Raw genomic sequence first — 20,658 nt, 5'->3', positions numbered from 1 at the left:
AAATGAAAAAAAGGGAGATTTTTTAATGAAAAGAAATATTATATTAACCATTTTAGCGAGTCTTGTTCTGCTTCTTTCTTCACCAGCTCATGCTGTAACGAAAAAGGAGCCTGCTCATGTGGTGATTTTACTTGATTTAAGCGGAAGCATGGCACAATCGGTTGAAGGCGAAAAGAAAATCGATATCGCAAAACGCTCGATCCAAAGTTTCGCAAGTATTTTATCAGAAGATACACAAGTCTTGCTTCGTGTTTTTGGTCATGAAGGAACGAATAAAAATGCAGGAAAAGCCGTTTCTTGTGCAAGTTCCGAAGCAGTTTATGGATTTGGAACATATGAGCAAGCAGCCTTTCAACAAGCGCTAAATGTGTATGGTCCAACAGGGTGGACACCACTTGCCAAAGCATTAACTGATACGAAACAAGATTTTGAAGATCACCAAGCTAAAGGAAAAAATATTGTATATGTTGTCAGCGATGGTGAGGAAACATGTGGCGGAAGCCCATCACAAGCAGCAAAGCAATTACATGAAGAAGGTATTGACACAATCGTCAATATCATTGGCTTCGATGTAAATGAAAAAGAAGCAAAAAGTCTAAAATCTGTTGCCAAAGCTGGTGGTGGACAATATCAACCAGCAGCAAATGCAGAAGAATTGAATCATATTCTTCAAAAAGAAGCGAACTCTTTTGGTCAATAGGATGTGAATAGACAGCTGGGGAGAAACCCCCAGCTGTTTTTTCATTAAGGATCAATAAGGATCAATTTAAAGTCGTTTCCAATTCATCAATCCGTTTCTCCACGTAGTGCTGATCTTTTCTTGCATGAAAGGTTTCGGCTTTTTCTAATATTGCGGTGGTATTGTATTCTGGAATCTGGGAATAGCTTTCGTAAACTCCTTTTGGTATTAACACGTTTCCTTCAGGCCAATAAACTGCGATATTTCCACGTTTCAGCTCTCCGAATTGAGCAACTCCTTGGTAGGATCCATATTGATTAAAAAGGACAACGGGATCGCCTTCTTGGACGTAAAGCTCTTTCGCATCTTCTTCATTCATCAAGATAGAATGCCGCTTTCCACCATTAAAGGCATCCTTTTCACTGTAAATCATAGAGTTGAATTGCTTGCCTCGTCTTGTCGTGATATTGAAATGCCCCTCAGTTTTTCGGTATTGAGGCAGCTGTGCTGGGAGCAGGTGTCCTTTTCCATCCGGTGTTGGACACACCCCATCTTCGCAAAGCCATGCGCCACCCCATTGAAAGACATCCCCTTTATGACGCAAATGCTGGATCCCATCATAGTTCCGATTTGCGATGGCAATCTCACGACGAATGTCTTCAGCATGGTCAAAATGAATCAGCTTCGCGTCTTCTGGGCGAACTCTTTTTGCTAGGTCAATATAAATGTCCCATTCAGCTCTGGCTTCTTCAATGCGAGGTCCTTCAATTTCCGGACTGAAATACACCATGCGTTCCGTACTGGTTGATGTACCGCCGCCTGGCTGTTCATATCTTGTCATTGCAGGCAGAACAATCACAGTCTCTTCTGCTTCTACCAGTGTAGAGGTGTTCAAAATAATATCTTGATGGACACGGAGTTCAAGTTCGGATAGTGCTTTTTCAATCGCTTCAGGATTTGGCATCGTTTCTAAAAAGTTTCCACCGCTAGTAAACAGCATCTTCAGCTTTTGCGGGTGTTCTTTTGGAAGAGCCATTTTTTCAAATGATTGCCCAATCGTGTCACCATGCCATTTTGGAATATCAAATCCCCATATCTTCTCGATTCTTTTAATATTCTCTTCATCAAAATCACTGCCGGGCAATACGAATGGATCGGCACCCATTTCGCCTGAACCTTGGACACCGCTATGGCCACGAATAGGCATAACGCCACAATGTTTTCTGCCAATAAATCCGCGTAACATGGCAAGGTTTGCGACTTGTGATATATTATCAGTTGCAAAGCGATGCTGAGTGAGACCCATACTCCAAATAAACACCCCTGAATTGGCATTGGCAAGCAGTACAGCGAATTCCTTCATTCTTTCTTTAGATAAGCCTGACGATGCTTCGAGATCCGACCATTTTAACTGAGTGACATGCTGCTTTACATCTTTTATGCCGGTTGTATGTGCTTGGATAAATTCATGATCAAGAGCGGAATGGGGCGCTTGCTCCTCCATATCAAACCAATGTTTGATGACACCATTCATAAACGCAATATCGCCGCCTATATTGACTTGATAAAAATCATCCGCTATTTTTGTGCCGAATAAAGCACTTTCTGGAATAGAAGGGACCCAATATTTTTCCATTGCAGGTTCTTTATATGGATTGATGACAATGATCTTGGTTCCTTTCTTTTTAGCGGCGTACATATATTTAGTCGAAACCGGCTGGTTGTTTGCTGCAACAGAGCCCCAAAATATCAATACATCTGTTCCAATCCAATCACTGTAATTACAGCTGGATGCACCTATACCAAGGGAGCGTTTAAGAGCGGTTTTGCTTGGTGAATGGCAAATACGAGAAGCATTATCGATATGATTTGTTCCAATAAATCGCGCAGCTTTCGCCGCAGTATAGTACACTTCATTTGTAATCCCTCTAGCCGTTAAATAGAAAGCAAGCTGACGTTTATCAATGGATTTGATTTTAGCGGCGATTTGATCTAATGCACTATCCCAAGAAATGCGTGTAAAAGCATTCTCACCTTTTTTTCGAATCAGGGGATAAGGAATACGCCCAAGTTTTCGAAGAGACGTGCTATCCATTTGTTTGAGCCGCTCAATATCTTCGAACCATTTTGGATCAATAGCTGGCATTGTGTTAAGCCGTAGCACATTCAGTCTTGTAGTGCATATATGGGGTCCTGCTAGTGTTTGATCGTATAAACCTGATACACCAAGAGCACAGCCGTCACAAACGCCCTGAGTCAATATACGGTACGCATAGGGGAGATTATCTTTGTTCTCCCATGCCACTTTCATCGTGTCTCGAATGTGTTTCGGTTTTACTTTTCCGAGCCCCATAGGAGCAAAAGAGGCCCATAGCTTTGGTGAGGGTTTTTTGTTGAGTTTAATAGGCCCCTTGTGTTTTGTTTTTCCCATGATATCGTCACCCTCCTATCATTTTGTAAAGCGTTTTCATATCTAAAAATTACCTGTAGATTGTCATTCTGTCAAATTCATATTAAGAGCGGACCGTGACAGAAGAAGGAGCAGTAAGATTTGATTCACGAAGTTGTTTAATATCCTTCCGAATGAGAAGAGATATGATAAACGCAATGAAAAATAGGCCAGAGAAGACCATGAGACTTTGTGTGTAATTGCCTGTAATGTCACGAATAAAGGAGGAAAATAAAGGTCCTGCTAAACCAGCAGCGGCCCAAGCGGTGAGAATATAACCGTGTATGGCACCTAGCTGCTTCGTACCAAATAAATCTCCGATATAGGCTGGAATTGAAGCAAACCCTCCTCCGTAGCACGTATAAATGATCGCCATCACGATTGAAAAGATGAGCGGTTCTTTTAAGTAAGGAAGTAAGGGAAAAGCAATGAGCTGTATAGTAAAGAAAATCGTATACGTATTCGGCCTTCCGATATAATCAGAGAAAGATGCCCATCCGATCCGTCCTAGCCCATTAAAAGCACCTAAAATTCCAACAAGAGTAGCTGCTGCACCGGCCGTGAAACCAACGCTTTCTTGAGCAAGTGGTGATGCTACAGAAATAATAGCAATTCCGCATGTGATATTGATAAAGAGCATGATCCACAAATAATAAAAGCGCCGTGTTTTAATGGCTTCATTTGCGGTGAGCTGTGATAAATCTTGAGGAATTTTCCTTTGGCTTGTTTTTAGCACGTTAAATTGTTTGACATCATCAGGTGTTGGTGGTGATAAATAAAGAGATGAAACGACCATGATGATAAAATAAGAGATTCCGAGAATATAGAAGGTGTTTGCAATATCAACTTTTTCAATGAGAAATTGAATAATGGGACTGCAAATCAGAGAAGCAAACCCAAAACCCATAATGGCTAAACCCGTTGCGAGTCCTCTTCGATCTGGAAACCATTTGACTAATGTGGATACTGGAGCAATATAGCCTACACCTAATCCGATTCCAGCGAGTACACCATAAAATAAATAGAGGAGAGGTAATGAAGACATGTGGACAGCGAACCCTGATCCAGTCATCCCAATGCCGAAGAAAATAGCTGAGAAGAGCCCTGATGCCCTCGGCCCATACTTTTCAACGAAATGCCCCATAAAGGCAGCCGATAAACCTAAAAATAAAATAGCGATGCTAAATGTCAGGCTTATTTCTGTTAATGACCATTGAAAGGTTTGATGTAAAGGATTCGTAAAAACACTCCATGCATAAACAGATCCGATAGATAAATGAATCCCCACAGCACTTGTAGCGATAAGCCAACGGTTTTTTGTTTTGTTCATTGTGTTCCCTCCATATAAAGCAAACAAAAAGTTTGATAAGATAGAAATATGTTACATTTTTATGACTTTTTAAAATAATATCACAATTCGTCTGGTTCATATAACTAAATTTGTGTTGAAAGGAAGATCAGATCATGAATCCTTCTGTTAAAACGAAACGACGCATACACCAATATCGCAGTGGTCAAATGACATGTAAAACAGATGAAGTTGTAGAAGAATTCCCTTTAACCGTGCTGGTGAATGGTGAAGAGTTTGTCACACTCGTTTGTTCACCGGATCATTTGAAAGAATTGGTGATCGGTTTTTTAGCTTCAGAAGGAGTCATTCGATTTGAAAAAGAGATTAAAAGGTTTACAATAGATGAAAGTATGGGTTTTGCATATGTTGACTTACATCACTCAACTCAGTTCCAATCCTCAGATTTTACAAAACGAGTGATCGGATCTTGCTGTGGGAAAGGAAGACATTTTTATTTTCTCCAAGATGTGAAGACGGCAAAAACAGCCATTGACCAAATCAGTATTTCTGCTGAAACTTGTATTCATTTAATGAAATGTTTACAGGAGGAAAGTCAGTTATTTCAACATACTGGTGGTGTCCATAATGCTGGACTGTGTGATACAGAAAAGCTATTCATCACTAGGACGGATATAGGACGGCATAATGCGTTGGATAAAATCTATGGATATTGTTTACTTCATAAAATCCCACTGAGAGATAAAATCCTTGTATTTAGCGGCCGGATATCGTCTGAAGTTCTGTTGAAGGCAGCAAAATTAGGGGTATCAATCGTCATATCAAAATCAGCTCCTACTGAGTTAGCACTTAAAATGGCAGAAGAATTAAATATAACAACAGTTGGATTCGTAAGAGGAGAATCTTTTAATATCTATACTCATCATCAGCGTATTACAGAATAGGAGGCTAAGTATGGTCAGTATTTTGGATAAAAGACATCGACCATTGCGCGATTTAAGAATATCCGTAACAGATCGCTGTAATTTTAGATGTACGTACTGTATGCCTGCTGAAATCTTTGGACCAGATTATCCTTTTTTAGATAAAGAAGAGCTGCTTAGCTTCGAGGAAATTGAACGACTTGCTGCGCTTTTTGCAAAGGAATTAGGTGTGGTGAAATTACGTATTACGGGTGGTGAACCTTTAATGCGTAAAGATTTGCCCGTTTTGATAGAAAAACTCGCAAAAATTCCAGGTATTGAAGACATCGCGATGACAACCAATGGAACGCTGTTACCTTTGTACGCAGATAAGCTAAAGAAAGCAGGTCTGAATAGAGTCACCATTAGTTTAGATTCTTTAAATCCAGATCGTTTTAAGCAGATGAATGGAAGACACATTTCTATCCAAAAAGTATTTGATGGGATAGAGGCTGCAAAAAAAGCTGGACTTGCTATTAAGATCAATATGGTTGTCCAAAAAGGTGTGAATGATCAAGATATCTTACCAATGGCAGCCTATTTTAAAAAAGAAGGACACATTCTACGATTTATTGAATTCATGGATGTTGGCAATACGAACAAATGGAATCTCAAGCATGTATTGACGAAAAAAGAGATTATGGAGCTAATTCATTCAAAATACCCTATCAAACCAGAACCCCCTCGATATCAAGGTGAAGTAGCCAAGCGTTATTTTTATGAGGATGGGTCAGGAGAGATTGGCATTATTTCTTCCGTTTCAGATGCTTTTTGTGGATCGTGTAATAGAGCTAGACTATCTGCACGTGGCGAATTATTCACCTGTCTTTTTGCATCATCGGGCTTTGATCTGAGACGATTCATCCGTAATTCAGAAAATGATGAATATCTAGTGAACATATTGAAGGAACTTTGGTCAAACAGACAGGATCAATATTCAGCTGAGAGAGAGCAAAAGAAAGATCAGAAAAAAGTTGAGATGTCCTACATCGGCGGGTAATGACAACAAAGTATCATGATCATCGATTTTTGAAAAGAAGAGAAAATGCTATAATCACTGTTGAAAATCTTCTTTTAACATCAGGACAATTTTTCCTATAAGCTCATCCCCATAAAAAAACAGCAGAGATTCTGCTGTTTTTTTAAAATGCTATTTTGTACCTCAAAATTGACGGAGTAAGGATGAAAAAAAGATTTTTATTCATTTTGTCCTACTTTACATTGACAGGAACTATGCTAAGATCAAATCAATATTTACCAACTCGATTTTTTCACTCCTGGAATCTGTCCTTTATAGGCAAGCTCACGAAAAGCAATTCGAGACATTTTAAATTTTCTCAAGTAACCTCTAGGACGGCCAGTTAATTCACAGCGGTTTTTTAAGCGAGTGGGTGAAGAGTCTCTAGGTAGTTTCTGCAAAGCTTCATAGTCACCTTTTTCTTTTAGCTCTTTCCTTAATTGTGCATATTTCAAAACGAGCTGCTGCCGCTTTTTTTCTTTTGCTATTTTTGATTTCTTTGCCATTTAAAACCCTCCTGGTTTAAGTGTGTATGTTCCATTGAAAGGGGTCTTCAAACGTTGTCCAATCTTGAACAAATTCTTCAGGTGTAAGTAAGCATTGATCTAGTGTACGAATAATATCTGCTTTTGGTAAATCTACACCGATAAAGACAAGTTTTGTATGTCGATCACCAAACTCTGCATCCCACTCATCTAGAATGTCTGGTTCCTGATTTAAGATCCGTGATCGTTCTTGCTCAGGCAAGGCAGCAATCCAGTATGCGATTGGTTCAATTGCCACAGATTTTCCGGCTTGTGAAATTAAAATGGTTAAATCATGATGTGTCGCTAGCCATGTAAATCCTTTCGCTCGAACGATTTGCTCTGGCATTTGATCTAACCATGCATTCAGTCTGCCAGTATGAAAAGGAAGCCTTCTTTCATAAACAAAAGATGAGATTTGGTATTCTTCTGTTTCAGGCGTATGCTGAGAGTGTCCAGCATTGATTTCTTTGATCCAGCCCGCAGAAGCACTAGATTTTTCAAAATCGAATAAACCAGTATTCAAAATATCACTAGGCTGTACGTTACCTTTAGAGGTTCTAATAATAGTTGCTTCTGGTTGAAGTTTAGTTAATACGTGCTCAAGCCGATCTAGTTCTGATGCTGATACAAGATCACATTTATTGATAATGAGTACATTACAAAATTCAATTTGATCAATAAGTAAATCGGAAATCTCTCGTTCATCATCATCTGAAACTGCTTCTTTACGATCCAATAAACTTTCTCCTGACTGGAAATCTGTCCAGAAACGGTTTGCATCTACCACCGTTACCATCGTGTCTAATCTGCAAAAACGTGTCAAATCTATGCCCATTTCTTCATCAATGTAAGAGAAAGTTTGAGCGACAGGAATTGGTTCACTAATACCTGTAGATTCAATGACAATATAATCGATATTCCCAGCCTTACAAAGGCGTTCTACTTCAATTAATAAATCTTCTCTCAATGTGCAACAAATACAACCATTAGATAGTTCAACCAGTTTCTCATCTGATCGAGAGAGTTCGCCGCCTTGCTTAACTAATTCCGCATCAATGTTTATTTCACTCATGTCATTGACAATAACAGCTACTTTTAGCCCTTTACGATTCTGAAGAACATGATTTAATATCGTGGTTTTTCCAGCTCCTAAAAAGCCGCTTAAAACTGTGACAGGTATTCTTTTATCCATTTGTTTTAGTCCTTTTGAACATGCTCATTTTGTATGCATCCTCACTTATATAGTAATGATTACGATTTAAATCTTAAAAATTATTTTGTTTCCCGATGAAGGGTGTATTTCTTTAATCGTGGAGAATATTTTTTTAACTCCAATCGGTCTGGGTTCGTTCGTTTATTTTTTGTAGTGATATAGTTTCTGTCACCTGTTTCAGTACAGGCTAAGGTGATTTTCACACGCATAATTGCTATAATCCTCCTTCATTTCGTAATGATTACGATTTGTATTTTAAAATGATAAAGGCTGATTGTCAAGTTTAGTATCAAGTCTATGCCAACTCAAATAAAAAAGGGGTATCGTATTTCATTGATACCCCTTTTCATTAATAAAAGTCACCAAGTTCTTCTTCGTAATAATCTTCGTACTGTTGGACATCGGTAGGAAGCTCTTGGAGAAAGGCTAGCCCGCCTAGTATAAACATCAAAACGATAGCGATGAATGAGAGAATAACTGCGGCAATACTTGAAATGGCAAAAAGTGTCTGCATTTTCATCATCTTAGCATATTGTTCCAATAATTCTTCGTAAGAAGTATCAGGCGCTTGAATCAATTGTTCAGCTGCTTTCACGGATTTTTGGACATGAATTCCCATCATAATCAGAAAAACGCCAATGGCAGCAGGAAGAACAAGCCAAAACCCACTGAGGATGGATAGACCACCTGAAATATAAAGAAAGATGCTCCCAACCTTTCCCCACTTTGTTATTGAATGAAGAGATTGAATGATTTTCTCAGTTTGTTGCAATTGTGTTCACTCCTTTATGTACTCATTCTTTATCATACTGGAGCATGTAGTACTTTAGGAAGAGTGAATGTTGATCAATTGATTTTTTTTCATCATTTATTTACTTTTTATGATAATTAAATGATTTTCGAACTATCAATCTGAAAAGAAGACAAAGGACTAAATTAAAGTTCAATTTAGCCCTTTGTCAACAATCTAAAGCGTCTCTTTCTTCAAGAGACGCTCCGTTCATAATTCTTTTCCTAAAATATCTAAGTCGTACCGATTGCCGTCCATTTCCGCGATGCGTGGCAAATGTCCCCAAGTCTCAAAGCCGTGCTTCTTAAATAATTTGATGCTGGCTTCGTTGTGGCCGAAAATAAAGGCAAGTAACGTTCGGATGCCTAATGAGGGTGCCAATTCAAGCGCCTCTTGTAAGAACAATGACCCTAAACCTTTTCCTCGATAGTTTTGGTTCAAATAAATACTCATTTCAACAGTACCGTTGTATGCAGGTCTGCCGTAAAACGTTTCAAAACTGAGCCAGCCGTAGATATTTCCTTCCTCATCTGTTTTCACATAGAGAGGACGTTTCTCTGAATGATTCAAAAACCACTGACGGCGGTCTTCTACTGTAACAGGTTCTGTATCGGCCGTTACTTCTCTTGAAGCAATCGTAGAATTGTAGATATCGACGATCTCTTTGAGGTCATCTTCTGTTGCCATGCGGTTGAAAGTTTTCACCATATGTACCCCCATCTTTTTTCATTCATCATACATATTATTGATGCGATTGCGCAAAATAAAAAGAAAAATGATTTCGTGTGTATATATTTTTTGAAAAGTGTTCAGAATGTTGCTGAGGTGATGAAAAATGAGAGAGGAAGAAAAGAAACGTACTTCCAAAATCACAAAAGTTCAGCAATTTTTCCGTAAGCGCTGGGTATTCCCTGCTATTTACTTGGTCAGCGCAGCGGTCGTGTTAACAGCCGTTCTTTGGTATCAAGCTGTATCGAAAGATGTGAAAGACCAACTATCTGATGGAAATCAAACAGGACAAGAACAACGTGATGATGCCGTTGAAGTTGGAAAGCCAATTGAAAATGTCGCTATGCCGGTCCAGAATTCTGAGAATGTTTCTGTCGTGAAAAAGTTCTATGAAGCAGATGCTGATCAAAAAGAAAAAGAAGCAGCACTTGTAAACTATAATAACACCTATACCTTAAGCAAAGGTATTGATCTTGCAGATAAAGATGGCAAAGTGTTTGATGTCACAGCTGCTCTTAGTGGAACAGTCGTTCAGGCGAAAAAAGATCCAGTTCTCGGTCACGTTGTTGAAATTGAACATGAAGATGGATTGTCTACTGTTTATCAATCGTTGTCTCAAGTGAGTGTAAAAGAAGGCGATGAAGTAAAGCAGAATGATGTCATCGGTGCTTCTGGTAAGAATCTATATGGTGCTGAAAGCGGCAACCATGTTCACTTTGAAATTCGTATGGAAGGTTTAGCGCTTAATCCACTTAGCTTCATTGATAAGCCTGTTTCTTCCATTGAAAAAGCAGCGCAAGAAGTGACGGAAGAAGCAAAAGAACCTGCTCAGCCAAAAGTTGATGAAAAAACGAAGGAACCTGCTGCTGACGATAAGGCAAAAGAGCCGGCTGAAGAAAAGTCTGAAGATAAGTCTGATGAGAAGGGGAAATCCTCTGATCAAGAAAAGTCTTCTGATTCCTCTAAAGACCGCAGTCAGTCAGAAGAAACAAAACAATCTTAATGTCATGTCAGATCCTCTGTGTAGATAAATGCACAGAGGTTTTTTTCTGTCTTTAAAAAAACCTCCGCCATATGGCGGAGGGGATGCTATAAGGCGGCAGGTCCTTCTTCACCTGTCCGAATGTTGATTGTATTTTCTATCTCATATATAAAAATCTTCCCATCCCCTGGTTCTCCTGTACGAAGTACCTTTTGAGCCGTTTCCACGACCTGTTCAACAGGTACTTTGCTTAAGACGATTTCGATCTTTAAACGTTCGTACACATTGCTTTCCTTTTTGACGCCACGGTATAGTTCCGTATGTCCTTTTTGTAATCCGCAGCCGTGCACATTGGAAAAGGTAATCGAGGTGACACCAATCTTTCCAAGCTCCACCTTTAATGTTTCAAAATTAGCTGGACGTGTGACAATCTCCACTTTATACATTTTGCTCATAGAGACACCCCTTTTTTCTTTAATCTTGATATGCTTTTTCGCCGTGCATCGTTAAATCAAGACCGACTGATTCTTCTTCTTCAGTTGCGCGGATCTTGAAGAAGATGTTGACGACTTTGATGATCACGTATGTGACAACTGCAACAAAGACGTATGTGGCCACGATGGCGACAACTTGTTTCCAAAGTAAGCTTGGATCGCCGTAAAATAAGCCGTTGGCTCCGCCATCATTGACAGATGTAGTGGCGAAAAGGCCTGTAGCAATGCCTCCCCACGTACCGCCGATTCCGTGGAGACCGAATGCATCCAGTGCATCGTCATAGCCGAACTTGGCTTTGAGTGAATAGACGCCCCAGAAACAAACGATTCCGCCGATGATTCCGATGATGATCGAAGCGAATGGTGTGACAAAACCTGCGGCAGGTGTAATCGCTACTAGGCCTGCAATGGCGCCAGAGATTGCACCTAGCATCGTTGGTTTTTTGTTGATCATCCATTCGACTAACAGCCAGCCGATGATTCCTGCAGCAGCTGCTGTATTCGTGTTAATAAAGGCATACATGGCGACACTATCTAATGTGAGGGCACTTCCTACGTTAAACCCAAACCAGCCAAACCAAATCACAGCTCCGCCAAGAAGTGTGTAGATCAAGTTATGCGGAGAAGAGTTTGCCGCTTCTTTTCGCTTCCCGAGAACAATGGCTACGACTAGACCAGCCACACCGGATGATATGTGGACGACGTTTCCACCGGCGAAGTCAAGTGCTCCCATTTCGCCAATCCAGCCGCCACCCCATACCCAGTGTGCGACTGGAGCGTATACAAATGTGACCCAAAGGAGTGTAAACACGACCACCGCTGAGTAACGAATACGTTCAGCGAAGGCACCAGAGATAATGGCTGTTGTGAGGACGGCAAAGGTCATTTGGAACATCATGAACAATGAATGTGGAATCGTATCACTATATGAACCAGGTTCAAAGCCAACGCCTTTTAGTCCAACCCAGTCAAAGCCTCCGATCCATGCATTGCCTGGCGCAAAGGCCAGTGAATAGCCAAACACGATCCAGACGATAGAGACAATGGCTAGTGAGGTTAAGCTGTGCATTGTCGTACTTAACACGTTTTTACTTCTCACAAGTCCTCCGTAGAATAAGGCTAAACCCGGTGTCATTAACCACACGAGTAGTGCGCAGAAGAACATAAATACTGTATCACCCATTTGCATGCTGCATTCCCCCGAATCATTCAGAATTAATAGATTTCTTAATTCTTCATTATAGAGAGAAAAGTCATATATAACATATTCATGTAAGTTTATCTAACATGGTTTTTTGGTCATTATCAATATAAATGGATGAAAAGTTCGTAAAAAATGAGAATAAACGTGTATGAACGACGAAAAATAAAGGGCGTTTGACCTATAAAATCGAACTGAGAAACAATTTGGTTCGCTCCTCTTGAGGAGAATCAAATAATTCTGATGGGGTACCTTGTTCGACAATTCGTCCTTCATGCATATAAACAACTCGGTCAGCTACTTCTTTTGCGAAGCCCATTTCATGAGTGACGATGACCATTGTCATGCCTTCTTTGGCAAGACTTTTCATGGTTTGCAGCACTTCGCCTACAAGCTCTGGGTCCAGCGCAGAAGTAGGCTCGTCAAATAACATGACATCGGGCTTCATGGCGAGAGCTCGTGCGATGGCAACGCGCTGTTTTTGACCGCCTGATAGCTTTGAAGGGTACACTTTTGCTTTATCCGCTAGTCCGACTTTCTCTAATAAGATATTGGCTTCAGTTATCGCTTGTGCTTTCTTTGTTTTTTTCACCATGACCGGTGCTTCGATGATGTTTTCAAGCACGGTTTTGTGCGGGAAGAGATTAAAATGCTGAAACACCATGCCTATTTTCTGCCTCATTTCATTTAATTGATCTCGTTTTGGATGAACGGGACTGCCATCAATGATGATCTGACCGTCATTTTTTATTTCTAAAAAATTCATACAACGGAGCAAGGTGCTTTTCCCAGAGCCGCTTGCACCAATTAAGACGACGACATCATTTTCATATACAGTGAGATCGATATCTTTTAAGACATGCAGCTCTCCAAAGTATTTATTCAGTTTTTCAACACGAATGATCTCTTTTGATTCTGTCATGCTTCTCCTCCTAATGATCACTGACTGAAAGTTTCTTCTCAACGGTTTGCACAGCGAATGTTAACAGCAGGACAAGAACTAAGTAATAGACAGCCACGACAAGTAAGTACGTCATGTTGTCAAAACTGTTGGAACCTTGAGTGGTGGCGATGTTAAAGAGTTCATTGACGCTGATGAAGGCGGCAAGTGATGAATCTTTTAAGCCGATAATAAACTGATTGCCGAGAGGGGGGAGGGCACGCCGCATCGCTTGCGGGAGAATGATACGTCTCATGGTTAGAAATCGCCCCATGCCAAGAGAACGTCCTGCTTCTTTTTGACCTTGATCGATTGATTGAATCGCACCTCTAAATATTTCTGCTATATAGGCACCGTTATGGAAGGCAAGCGCAATAGAGGCTGCCCAAAAGTCGGGTATATTTAATTCTGTCAGCCCAAAATACAGGATAAAAATCTGCACAATGAGTGGTGTCCCGCGTACAAGGAAGATATAGGCATTTGCGATATAACCGAAAACGGCTACGTGGGATATTTTTAGTAAGGCAAAGAAAAGCCCGATGAACATGCCGATGAAAATACTGATGACAGTGAGTTGTAAGGTGAGCAGCATTCCTTCTAAGAAAACGCCTCTAGAATCAATCAGCGTTTGAAAAAAGTGTGATAAGGTAGGCAAAACAATCATCTCCATTTGAAGAAAGTGCGCCTAGAGAAAGGCGCACAATCGTGGTTTTAATCCTGTTTGACGGTAATATCTTCGTCAAAATACTTTTCGCTAATTTGTCTTAATGTTCCGTCTTTTCTAAGTGCGTCAATCGCATCGTTGATTTCTTTTATGAGCTCTTTATTGTCTTTAGAGACAGCGATTGCTTGCTCACTTTGCCCGAGTCTTTCTTGTGCTTCAATTTTAAGTTTTTTCTTCATGGCTTCTGCACCTGTGGCAAAATCAGTGACGACCGCATCGTGTTTGCCGTTGGCTAGTGCTTCTAAAGCGACAACATCACTGTCGTAATATTTTGGTTCCTGCCCGCTATGTTCTTTGGCAATATCCGCATAGGACGAACCTTTAGAGACAGCGATTTCTTTGTCTTTTAAGTCATCTGCACTGTGAATGTCTGCACCGGGTCTTGTGAAGATTTGCGGACCGGAGTAGTAATACGGTTGAGAAAAAAGGACGTGTTTTTTTCGTTCCTCGTTGATGGTATGACTTGCAACGGCCGCATCAAATTTACCTGCTTTGACGCCTTCGACGATGCCTGCGAATTTATATTTTTTCTGTACAGGCTCTAGGCCCATCTTGTCACTAATCGCATTGCCGACATCAATATCAAAGCCGGACATCTGGTTTCCATCCATGTAACTGAATGGGTGGAATTCACCTGATGCTGCAAAAATAAATTTCCCATCCTCCAAAATCGGCGACCCTTTCGCTGTAGAATTACGTTTATCTCCGTTCCCATTTGTTTCATTTGAACCGCACGAAGACAGAAGTAATACTGCAACCGAGAAAAGGGCTGGGACCCAAAACCGTCTTTTTTTAATAATAAGCTATCTCCTCCTTTTCAGCCGTTCTCCGTATAAGGAGAAAGTAGGCTTTTAAATATGTGTAGCATCTTACCATTTGTTCCTCATATTCTCAATTTTATATGCGCTTTTCCAACACTTGCCCTTTTTAGAATGTATGTCTTGCTTTTCGGAGAGAGAACTTGAATTGCTAAGGGTAAAAAAGGGAAATGAATCTCATAATAACGAGGAGATAGACAAAGAACGTGTATGTCAAAAGAAGGGGGCGGGTGTATGATCAAATGGAAAAACAACAGAAAAGTCTTTTTAACGGCGATTGCTTTTGGCACGATGTTAAATCCATTGAATTCCTCAATGATTTCTTTAGCCTTGCATCAAATTCAGCATGAGTTCGGTTTGTCGTTTACGACGGTATCTTGGCTCATTTCAACCTTTTATTTGGCCAGCGCGGTCACGCAGCCGGTGAGTGGACGAATTGGAGATCATGTGATGAGCCGGAGAACTTTATTTTTATTTGGACTAGTTCTAGTGGCAGTCTCAGCCATTTGTGCGCCGTTTGCCCCGACTTTTGCGGTGCTGATTGTAATCCGGCTTCTTCAGGCGATTGGAAGCAGTGCGATCTATCCTTCAGGTGTTGGACTGATTCGGGATCATGTGAAGGAACGACAAGCTTCTGCTTTAGCGGTATTGTCTATTTTTGCTTCAGCGATGACAGCACTCGGGCCGACACTTGGCGGGTTTTTGATGACAATCGGCAGCTGGCCGGCGATCTTTTTAGTGAATCTGCCATTCATATTGATTAGTTTTTTTCTAGGCCTTTCCTTGTTTCCTAAGGAGAAAAAGAAAAAATTGCGTATCGGAGACACTGTCCGAAAGCTTGATTTGCCAGGGATGTTTCTATTTACAGTTTGTATTGTCCTTTTGCTTTCTTTTTTATTATCACTATCTGATGGTATTCAGTATGTACAGGGCATTCTCTGTCTTGTGAGTGCAGGTGCTTTTATATGGTGGGAATATCAGGTGGATGAGCCATTTATCCAAATTCGGATGTTCAGGCAGGAGAAACGGCTTTCGCTTGTGTATGTGCAATTTATCATTTTGAATATTTTCTTCTATTGCCTCTTTTTTGGCTTGCCAAGTTATTTTCAGGATGAATTGGGCTGGCGTGTGGAGATGACGGGTCTCTTTATGCTTTGCATGTCTGGCGTGAGCATTATGGTATCGCCGCTGACTGGCAAGTGGGTAGATCGCGGCGATGAACGGCACCCTGTTTTGGCAAGTGCTGTGCTGATGCTGGCCGGCGCTTCCGCCATGACTTTCTTTTTTATTCCTGCGCCATTCTGGGGGAAAGGACTGGTTCTTGCTTTGCTTGGACTCAGTTACGGGATTGGAAATGTTGCGCTTCAAGCTGCGATGTTAAAAGCGAGCCCTCAACAAATGATTGGCACGACCTCTGGGCTTTTTCAAACATGCAGGTACCTTGGTTCCATTCTGTCATCTGCCGTGCTTGGCATGCTGTTTGGTGAGGAAATTGCAGGTTCTCATTTTGACCAATTAGGCTGGACATTGATCATGATTTCTCTTGTCGGCATTAGCGTCAGCCTTTATTTTTCGAGTATGGTCAGAGGAAAACAAACAATGAAAAAAGCGGCTGGGATAAAGTAGAAGAGAGGTCTTCCATACTTTATCGCAAGCCGCTTAAGAGTTGGACAGGTCTGATCCTTGGTCCTTTTGCTTCCTTCTGAAAATTTTGCCCACAATGTTCTCGTAAAATGTCACGATACGGTCAATTGGAGAGTCAAAGAACTTCCATAATTTATTCATGATAAAGACAACCACAATCGATACGATCAAGCTGCCTAATACATCAAATGGATAATGATGACCGACCCAGATGCGGGAGAACCCTGTCAGTAATCCAAAAACAAGCAAAATATTGCCGAGTTTTTTATTACGGGATCGAATGGCTAGTGAAAGAGCCAGTGCACCTGTTGTGTGGTCACTTGGGAAGGAAGCGTCTGCTGAGTGCGGGATGAGTGTGTCGACTTTGTGCGCCACAAACGGCCGCTCTTCATAATAAAACAGCGTAATAGCAAAATTGACGATGAGTGCCACGATGCCTGTTACACCAGAAAAGAAGACATGCTTCTTAAATTTGTGATTACCTAAAAACCAGCAAATCAATAAGACGAGGGCATATACGAGAATGGCCTTTTTCGTAATGAAAATCATGGCCTGATCTAAAAACTCAGAATGATGAGCCATCCCGTGTATGACTTTAAACAATTCGTAATTCAAAACATCACCTATACTTTCGCTTAACGCCAACTATTTTTCAAAAGACCTATCTGTTCATTTGAAATATCCTATATTTTAGCATGTTTTCAGTGAAGTTTAAAACAGTATCCTATTCTGATAGGGAAACCTTTTGTGCTTTTGCTTCTTGCGGTTTTCGTTCGCTCCAATAAAAAACGCCCATGCTGAGTAACACGACAACGCCAGCAATGAGATATACATTTGAAAAATCTGTGAAGCTGACAAGCAGTCCGAAGACAAATGATCCAGCGGCAATCCCCGTATCATACAGGGTAAAGAAAGTTGCTGTGGCGTAGCCTGTACGGTGTGCTGGTGAGTGCTGTATCGCAAGTGTTTGTAGACATGGCACCAAAGAGCCGTAGCCAAGGCCGATGACAGCGCCGGATAAAAGAAGCATGGTGGCTGTTTGGGTAGCGGTCAGCATCCATAAACCAATCGCAAAGAGAGCAATCGATGGGTAGATCACTATATGAGGCCCGACTCGGTCAAACAGTCTGCCTGTAAATGGACGTGATCCAAGCATCGCAGCTGCAAAAACAATGAAGAAATAACTGCTTGCACCCATTAGGTTCAGGGAATTGGCATAGACTGAAATAAATGAAATGATCGGCGAGTAACAGAAGGAGATAATGATTCCAACTGCTGCCGTTTTTAAAGCACCTTTTTCAAACAGGTGAGAAAAAGTGAATCGAAAGATGACACTTCCGCCGTTTTCAGGCTCTGGTTGTCTAATCAGCATCGTGAAAGCTGCGCCGATGGAGACGATGATGGAAAAGAGCAGAAATAAAGAATGGAATCCTACTTTTCCGACTTGATTCAGTGCGATAAACGGACCGATGACCACGGCAAGGTTCATCGACATCACAAAGTATCCAAGACCCTCTCCTCGTTTATGTTTCGGAATCATATCAGCTGCAATGGCACTTGCTACGGTTGTCAAAATGCTGAAGAAGATTCCTTGCACGAAACGCAGCATGAGAAGTGTTTGGAATTGATCAATTGGAATGTATAAATAAGTGAGCAGGGCAAAAGCTGTTGAAGAAAAAATCGCCATGCGTTTCTTGCCGAATTTCTCAATAATGGCCCCTGAAAATGGTCTTGTCACAATTGCTGATAATAAGAAGACCGTCACAAGGAGGCCGCCCTGTGATTCTGTTCCATTTAATTCATCCATTGTGTAAATGGGGAGTAGTGTCAAAAGGGCATAAAAAGAGGTGAATGTAAATAAATTCACCAGGACAATCATGATAAAGTCTTTTGTCCAAATGCGTTCGTTCATGGTGTATGTCACTTCCTATTCAGTTGATAATTTGTGTAAAAGTGTATGGAGGAGTTGTTTTTCTTCGTAGGTAAAATCTGAAAGACATTCTTCTTCAAATTGTTCCATCGTCTGTTTGATTTTTTTAAACTTTGCTTTTGCATCGTCTGTCATGACGATGAGATTCTCACGTTTGTCTTTTCCTTGGACTCGTTTCACCCAGCCGTTTGCTTCTAGACGCGTCACGGTTCTGGTAATCGTCGGTGCTTCGACGTTCAAATAGGTCCAAATGTCTTTTTGCGTTTTAGGGCCGAATGTATCCAAACAAAAAAGTACAGTCCACTGGGACATGTACAAGTCATAAGCAGCAAGCGCTTCGTTCGCTTTTTTAGACAGCAGCCGCGCGCTTTGATGTATTTGATGTAAACACTCTCTGTTTAACGTATCCATAGGCTCACCTTTATTCATTATTTATCTAGGTAAATAAATTCACCTTTCCTATTTTACGTGTTACACCGATGCTTGTAAAGTGAAAATTTTCGCCACTCGAAATGATTTTTTGTTTTGTCTTTTCTGATAAATCCCTTGTCCCATCTTCATTTTTAGCATATTCCCTATGCAATGCTAATACACTGTTACAAACCTGACAAAGAGAGTGTTTGAGGTGAGGGATCGTGTTTGGCATTTGCTAACTAATGGATGAGAAATTAAGACGAACAAGCGCCGCTGAAAATGGATAATATTGATACGGATCTCATTTCACACTTCTCACATCCATTTTAGGGAGGTCGAGTGGTGTGCACGATTACATCAAAGAGCGAACAATCAAGATAGGAAAGTATATCGTGGAGACAAAGAAAACCGTTCGTGTAATTGCGAAAGAATTTGGAGTCTCTAAAAGTACTGTACACAAGGATCTAACAGAAAGACTGCCAGAAATTAATCCAGATCTGGCTAACGAAGTGAAGGAGATACTGGATTATCATAAATCAATCCGTCACCTGCGAGGGGGAGAAGCCACAAAGTTAAAGTATAAAAAAGAAGAAATTTTAGAAGGTGAGCCTGTAAAACAGTAAGCTTTAGTTCTTTGTTCATAAACATGATATATATATCTTCCTCTTATCGGTAGTTTCTAACCACAAATTTTGTAAAGACTTTTGTAAAGAAATATCTTTTTTTCTGCAAATTATGATAGAATATATAATTAGGGCAGAATGTGGTATTTGCTATGGAAACAGATTTTCAAGGAGGATATATATAGATGTTTGCTAGGGATATTGGAATTGATCTTGGTACTGCAAATGTACTGATTCATGTCAAAGGAAAAGGAATTGTGTTAAATGAACCATCTGTTGTCGCTCTTGATAAAAACAGCGGGAAAGTATTAGCTGTTGGAGAAGAAGCGAGACGTATGGTTGGACGTACGCCTGGGAATATTGTTGCGATTCGTCCATTAAAAGATGGCGTAATTGCTGATTTTGAAGTAACTGAAGCGATGCTCAAGCATTTTATTAACAAATTGAATGTGAAAGGGCTGTTCTCTAAGCCGCGTATGCTCATCTGCTGCCCGACAAACATTACATCTGTTGAGCAGAAGGCAATCAAAGAAGCTGCTGAAAAAAGCGGCGGGAAGCATGTATTTCTTGAAGAAGAGCCAAAAGTAGCAGCAATTGGTGCTGGTATGGATATTTTTCAGCCAAGTGGAAACATGGTCGTAGATATTGGAGGCGGAACGACAGATATCGCTGTCATCTCGATGGGTGACATTGTAACCGCCTCTTCTATTAAAATGGCTGGAGACAAATTTGACCTGGAAATTCTAAACTACATTAAAAAAGAGTACAAGCTGTTGATCGGTGAGCGAACTGCAGAGGACATTAAGATCCAAGTTGCAACGGTATTCCCAGACGCACGTCACGAAGAGATTTCGATTCGTGGACGAGACATGGTGACAGGATTACCAAGAACGATTACCGTCACAAGCAAAGAAGTAGAAGAAGCATTACGTGAATCTGTATCTGCCATTGTTCAGGCTGCGAAACAAGTTCTTGAAAGAACACCACCTGAATTATCAGCTGATATCATTGACCGCGGCGTCATCATTACTGGTGGCGGAGCGCTTCTAAACGGGCTTGATCAATTGCTTGCAGAAGAGCTGAAAGTACCAGTTTTCGTTGCAGAAAATCCAATGGATTGTGTAGCAGTTGGTACTGGCGTGATGCTTGATAATATGGACAAGCTGCCAAAGCGTAAACTCAGCTAATGATTTCCCTCATTCTTTTTAGAAA

Annotated in this window: 21 protein-coding genes and 1 pseudogene; 7 read left to right on the top strand and 15 right to left on the bottom strand. The window is 40.8% G+C overall.

The window, feature by feature from the left end:
* The first annotated feature begins 25 nt into the window (after nucleotides 1-25).
* Nucleotides 26-700, top strand: a complete 675-nt coding sequence (locus tag FXF70_RS02780; protein ID WP_039963096.1) for a VWA domain-containing protein — start codon at nucleotides 26-28, stop codon at nucleotides 698-700.
* A gap of 61 nt (nucleotides 701-761) precedes the next feature.
* On the opposite strand, the gene FXF70_RS02775 is transcribed toward FXF70_RS02780, so the two are convergent.
* Both FXF70_RS02775 and FXF70_RS02770 read right to left on the bottom strand, forming a co-directional pair.
* Entirely contained in the window at nucleotides 762-3,110 is a 2,349-nt protein-coding gene (locus tag FXF70_RS02775) for an FdhF/YdeP family oxidoreductase (protein ID WP_047945746.1), read from the bottom strand.
* 82 nt (nucleotides 3,111-3,192) lie between these two features.
* Nucleotides 3,193-4,458: an L-lactate MFS transporter gene (locus FXF70_RS02770; protein WP_035702299.1), complete on the bottom strand. Its 1,266-nt coding sequence runs from the start codon at nucleotides 4,456-4,458 to the stop codon at nucleotides 3,193-3,195.
* Nucleotides 4,459-4,592: 134 nt separating this feature from the next.
* On the opposite strand from FXF70_RS02770, the gene fdhD reads away from it, so the two are divergent.
* Both fdhD and moaA read left to right on the top strand, forming a co-directional pair.
* Nucleotides 4,593-5,381: a formate dehydrogenase accessory sulfurtransferase FdhD gene (fdhD, locus tag FXF70_RS02765; protein WP_148779802.1), complete on the top strand. Its 789-nt coding sequence runs from the start codon at nucleotides 4,593-4,595 to the stop codon at nucleotides 5,379-5,381.
* A 10-nt stretch (nucleotides 5,382-5,391) separates the two neighbouring features.
* On the top strand, nucleotides 5,392-6,399 hold the full coding sequence (moaA, locus tag FXF70_RS02760; RefSeq protein ID WP_017360030.1) for a GTP 3',8-cyclase MoaA: 1,008 nt from the start codon (nucleotides 5,392-5,394) through the stop codon (nucleotides 6,397-6,399).
* Nucleotides 6,400-6,653: 254 nt separating this feature from the next.
* On the opposite strand, the gene rpsN is transcribed toward moaA, so the two are convergent.
* The 5 genes from rpsN to FXF70_RS02735 all read right to left on the bottom strand — a co-directional run bounded on the left by rpsN (nucleotide 6,654) and on the right by FXF70_RS02735 (nucleotide 9,655).
* Nucleotides 6,654-6,923 (bottom strand): 30S ribosomal protein S14, encoded by a 270-nt coding sequence (gene rpsN, locus FXF70_RS02755; protein ID WP_008343369.1) that lies wholly within the window; start codon nucleotides 6,921-6,923, stop codon nucleotides 6,654-6,656.
* Nucleotides 6,924-6,939: 16 nt separating this feature from the next.
* Nucleotides 6,940-8,136: a GTP-binding protein gene (locus tag FXF70_RS02750; RefSeq protein ID WP_148779801.1), complete on the bottom strand. Its 1,197-nt coding sequence runs from the start codon at nucleotides 8,134-8,136 to the stop codon at nucleotides 6,940-6,942.
* A gap of 80 nt (nucleotides 8,137-8,216) precedes the next feature.
* The gene (gene rpmG / locus FXF70_RS02745) at nucleotides 8,217-8,366 is read right to left on the bottom strand and encodes a 50S ribosomal protein L33 (protein ID WP_003214771.1); all 150 of its coding nucleotides are present in this window, start codon (nucleotides 8,364-8,366) and stop codon (nucleotides 8,217-8,219) included.
* 140 nt (nucleotides 8,367-8,506) lie between these two features.
* Nucleotides 8,507-8,929: a DUF5362 family protein gene (locus tag FXF70_RS02740; protein WP_007497598.1), complete on the bottom strand. Its 423-nt coding sequence runs from the start codon at nucleotides 8,927-8,929 to the stop codon at nucleotides 8,507-8,509.
* Nucleotides 8,930-9,157: 228 nt separating this feature from the next.
* The gene (locus tag FXF70_RS02735; RefSeq protein ID WP_008343345.1) at nucleotides 9,158-9,655 is read right to left on the bottom strand and encodes a GNAT family N-acetyltransferase; all 498 of its coding nucleotides are present in this window, start codon (nucleotides 9,653-9,655) and stop codon (nucleotides 9,158-9,160) included.
* A gap of 127 nt (nucleotides 9,656-9,782) precedes the next feature.
* Here FXF70_RS02735 and spoIIQ point away from each other — a divergent pair, with 127 nt between their 5' ends.
* Complete coding sequence (spoIIQ, locus tag FXF70_RS02730) at nucleotides 9,783-10,679, top strand: stage II sporulation protein SpoIIQ (protein WP_039165313.1); 897 nt, start codon at nucleotides 9,783-9,785, stop codon at nucleotides 10,677-10,679.
* Between the two features lie 86 nt (nucleotides 10,680-10,765).
* Here spoIIQ and FXF70_RS02725 read toward each other — a convergent pair whose 3' ends face one another.
* The 5 genes and pseudogenes from FXF70_RS02725 to FXF70_RS02705 form a co-directional block, all read right to left on the bottom strand.
* The gene (locus tag FXF70_RS02725) at nucleotides 10,766-11,113 is read right to left on the bottom strand and encodes a P-II family nitrogen regulator (RefSeq protein WP_007497589.1); all 348 of its coding nucleotides are present in this window, start codon (nucleotides 11,111-11,113) and stop codon (nucleotides 10,766-10,768) included.
* A gap of 19 nt (nucleotides 11,114-11,132) precedes the next feature.
* Nucleotides 11,133-12,341: an ammonium transporter gene (locus tag FXF70_RS02720; RefSeq protein ID WP_035389777.1), complete on the bottom strand. Its 1,209-nt coding sequence runs from the start codon at nucleotides 12,339-12,341 to the stop codon at nucleotides 11,133-11,135.
* 193 nt (nucleotides 12,342-12,534) lie between these two features.
* Nucleotides 12,535-13,275, bottom strand: coding sequence for an amino acid ABC transporter ATP-binding protein (locus FXF70_RS02715; RefSeq protein WP_035389775.1), 741 nt, complete (start codon nucleotides 13,273-13,275; stop codon nucleotides 12,535-12,537).
* 10 nt (nucleotides 13,276-13,285) lie between these two features.
* A complete protein-coding gene (locus FXF70_RS02710) occupies nucleotides 13,286-13,963 on the bottom strand; it encodes an amino acid ABC transporter permease (protein ID WP_081832172.1) in 678 nt (225 codons plus the stop codon).
* 41 nt (nucleotides 13,964-14,004) lie between these two features.
* A pseudogene (locus tag FXF70_RS02705) lies at nucleotides 14,005-14,893 on the bottom strand (transporter substrate-binding domain-containing protein).
* Nucleotides 14,894-15,069: 176 nt separating this feature from the next.
* On the opposite strand from FXF70_RS02705, the gene FXF70_RS02700 reads away from it, so the two are divergent.
* Nucleotides 15,070-16,461 carry an MFS transporter gene (locus FXF70_RS02700; protein WP_144625606.1) on the top strand — a complete coding sequence of 464 codons (1,392 nt, stop codon included), beginning with the start codon at nucleotides 15,070-15,072 and terminating at the stop codon, nucleotides 16,459-16,461.
* Nucleotides 16,462-16,494: 33 nt separating this feature from the next.
* Here the strand turns inward: FXF70_RS02700 and FXF70_RS02695 are convergent, their stop codons facing one another.
* The 3 genes from FXF70_RS02695 to FXF70_RS02685 all read right to left on the bottom strand — a co-directional run bounded on the left by FXF70_RS02695 (nucleotide 16,495) and on the right by FXF70_RS02685 (nucleotide 18,820).
* Nucleotides 16,495-17,094: an undecaprenyl-diphosphatase gene (locus tag FXF70_RS02695; RefSeq protein WP_008343330.1), complete on the bottom strand. Its 600-nt coding sequence runs from the start codon at nucleotides 17,092-17,094 to the stop codon at nucleotides 16,495-16,497.
* Nucleotides 17,095-17,203: 109 nt separating this feature from the next.
* Nucleotides 17,204-18,391, bottom strand: a complete 1,188-nt coding sequence (locus FXF70_RS02690) for an MFS transporter (RefSeq protein ID WP_007497577.1) — start codon at nucleotides 18,389-18,391, stop codon at nucleotides 17,204-17,206.
* Between the two features lie 15 nt (nucleotides 18,392-18,406).
* Nucleotides 18,407-18,820, bottom strand: a complete 414-nt coding sequence (locus FXF70_RS02685; RefSeq protein ID WP_026050165.1) for a MarR family winged helix-turn-helix transcriptional regulator — start codon at nucleotides 18,818-18,820, stop codon at nucleotides 18,407-18,409.
* Nucleotides 18,821-19,167: 347 nt separating this feature from the next.
* On the opposite strand from FXF70_RS02685, the gene spoIIID reads away from it, so the two are divergent.
* Both spoIIID and mbl read left to right on the top strand, forming a co-directional pair.
* Nucleotides 19,168-19,446, top strand: coding sequence for a sporulation transcriptional regulator SpoIIID (spoIIID, locus tag FXF70_RS02680; RefSeq protein WP_008343327.1), 279 nt, complete (start codon nucleotides 19,168-19,170; stop codon nucleotides 19,444-19,446).
* Nucleotides 19,447-19,631: 185 nt separating this feature from the next.
* Nucleotides 19,632-20,633, top strand: a complete 1,002-nt coding sequence (gene mbl, locus FXF70_RS02675; protein WP_007497573.1) for a cell shape-determining protein Mbl — start codon at nucleotides 19,632-19,634, stop codon at nucleotides 20,631-20,633.
* The last annotated feature ends 25 nt before the right edge of the window (nucleotides 20,634-20,658 follow it).

This window comes from Bacillus sp. Y3 (assembly GCF_008123875.1).
Taxonomy (GTDB): Bacteria; Bacillota; Bacilli; order Bacillales; family Bacillaceae; genus Bacillus; species Bacillus altitudinis.
Note: the sequence above shows the minus strand (reverse complement) of the source record. Positions and strands in the feature narration are given on the sequence as shown.

What these genes read in the sequence shown, in the direction of transcription:
- FXF70_RS02780 (WP_039963096.1), top strand. Translation starts at nt 26, where the DNA reads ATGAAAAGAAATATTATATTAACCATTTTAGCGAGTCTTGTTCTGCTT.
- FXF70_RS02775 (WP_047945746.1), bottom strand. Translation starts at nt 3,110, where the DNA reads ATGGGAAAAACAAAACACAAGGGGCCTATTAAACTCAACAAAAAACCC.
- FXF70_RS02770 (WP_035702299.1), bottom strand. Translation starts at nt 4,458, where the DNA reads ATGAACAAAACAAAAAACCGTTGGCTTATCGCTACAAGTGCTGTGGGG.
- fdhD (WP_148779802.1), top strand. Translation starts at nt 4,593, where the DNA reads ATGAATCCTTCTGTTAAAACGAAACGACGCATACACCAATATCGCAGT.
- moaA (WP_017360030.1), top strand. Translation starts at nt 5,392, where the DNA reads ATGGTCAGTATTTTGGATAAAAGACATCGACCATTGCGCGATTTAAGA.
- rpsN (WP_008343369.1), bottom strand. Translation starts at nt 6,923, where the DNA reads ATGGCAAAGAAATCAAAAATAGCAAAAGAAAAAAAGCGGCAGCAGCTC.
- FXF70_RS02750 (WP_148779801.1), bottom strand. Translation starts at nt 8,136, where the DNA reads ATGGATAAAAGAATACCTGTCACAGTTTTAAGCGGCTTTTTAGGAGCT.
- rpmG (WP_003214771.1), bottom strand. Translation starts at nt 8,366, where the DNA reads ATGCGTGTGAAAATCACCTTAGCCTGTACTGAAACAGGTGACAGAAAC.
- FXF70_RS02735 (WP_008343345.1), bottom strand. Translation starts at nt 9,655, where the DNA reads ATGGTGAAAACTTTCAACCGCATGGCAACAGAAGATGACCTCAAAGAG.
- spoIIQ (WP_039165313.1), top strand. Translation starts at nt 9,783, where the DNA reads ATGAGAGAGGAAGAAAAGAAACGTACTTCCAAAATCACAAAAGTTCAG.
- FXF70_RS02725 (WP_007497589.1), bottom strand. Translation starts at nt 11,113, where the DNA reads ATGAGCAAAATGTATAAAGTGGAGATTGTCACACGTCCAGCTAATTTT.
- FXF70_RS02720 (WP_035389777.1), bottom strand. Translation starts at nt 12,341, where the DNA reads ATGCAAATGGGTGATACAGTATTTATGTTCTTCTGCGCACTACTCGTG.
- FXF70_RS02715 (WP_035389775.1), bottom strand. Translation starts at nt 13,275, where the DNA reads ATGACAGAATCAAAAGAGATCATTCGTGTTGAAAAACTGAATAAATAC.
- FXF70_RS02710 (WP_081832172.1), bottom strand. Translation starts at nt 13,963, where the DNA reads ATGGAGATGATTGTTTTGCCTACCTTATCACACTTTTTTCAAACGCTG.
- FXF70_RS02700 (WP_144625606.1), top strand. Translation starts at nt 15,070, where the DNA reads ATGATCAAATGGAAAAACAACAGAAAAGTCTTTTTAACGGCGATTGCT.
- FXF70_RS02690 (WP_007497577.1), bottom strand. Translation starts at nt 18,391, where the DNA reads ATGAACGAACGCATTTGGACAAAAGACTTTATCATGATTGTCCTGGTG.
- FXF70_RS02685 (WP_026050165.1), bottom strand. Translation starts at nt 18,820, where the DNA reads ATGGATACGTTAAACAGAGAGTGTTTACATCAAATACATCAAAGCGCG.
- mbl (WP_007497573.1), top strand. Translation starts at nt 19,632, where the DNA reads ATGTTTGCTAGGGATATTGGAATTGATCTTGGTACTGCAAATGTACTG.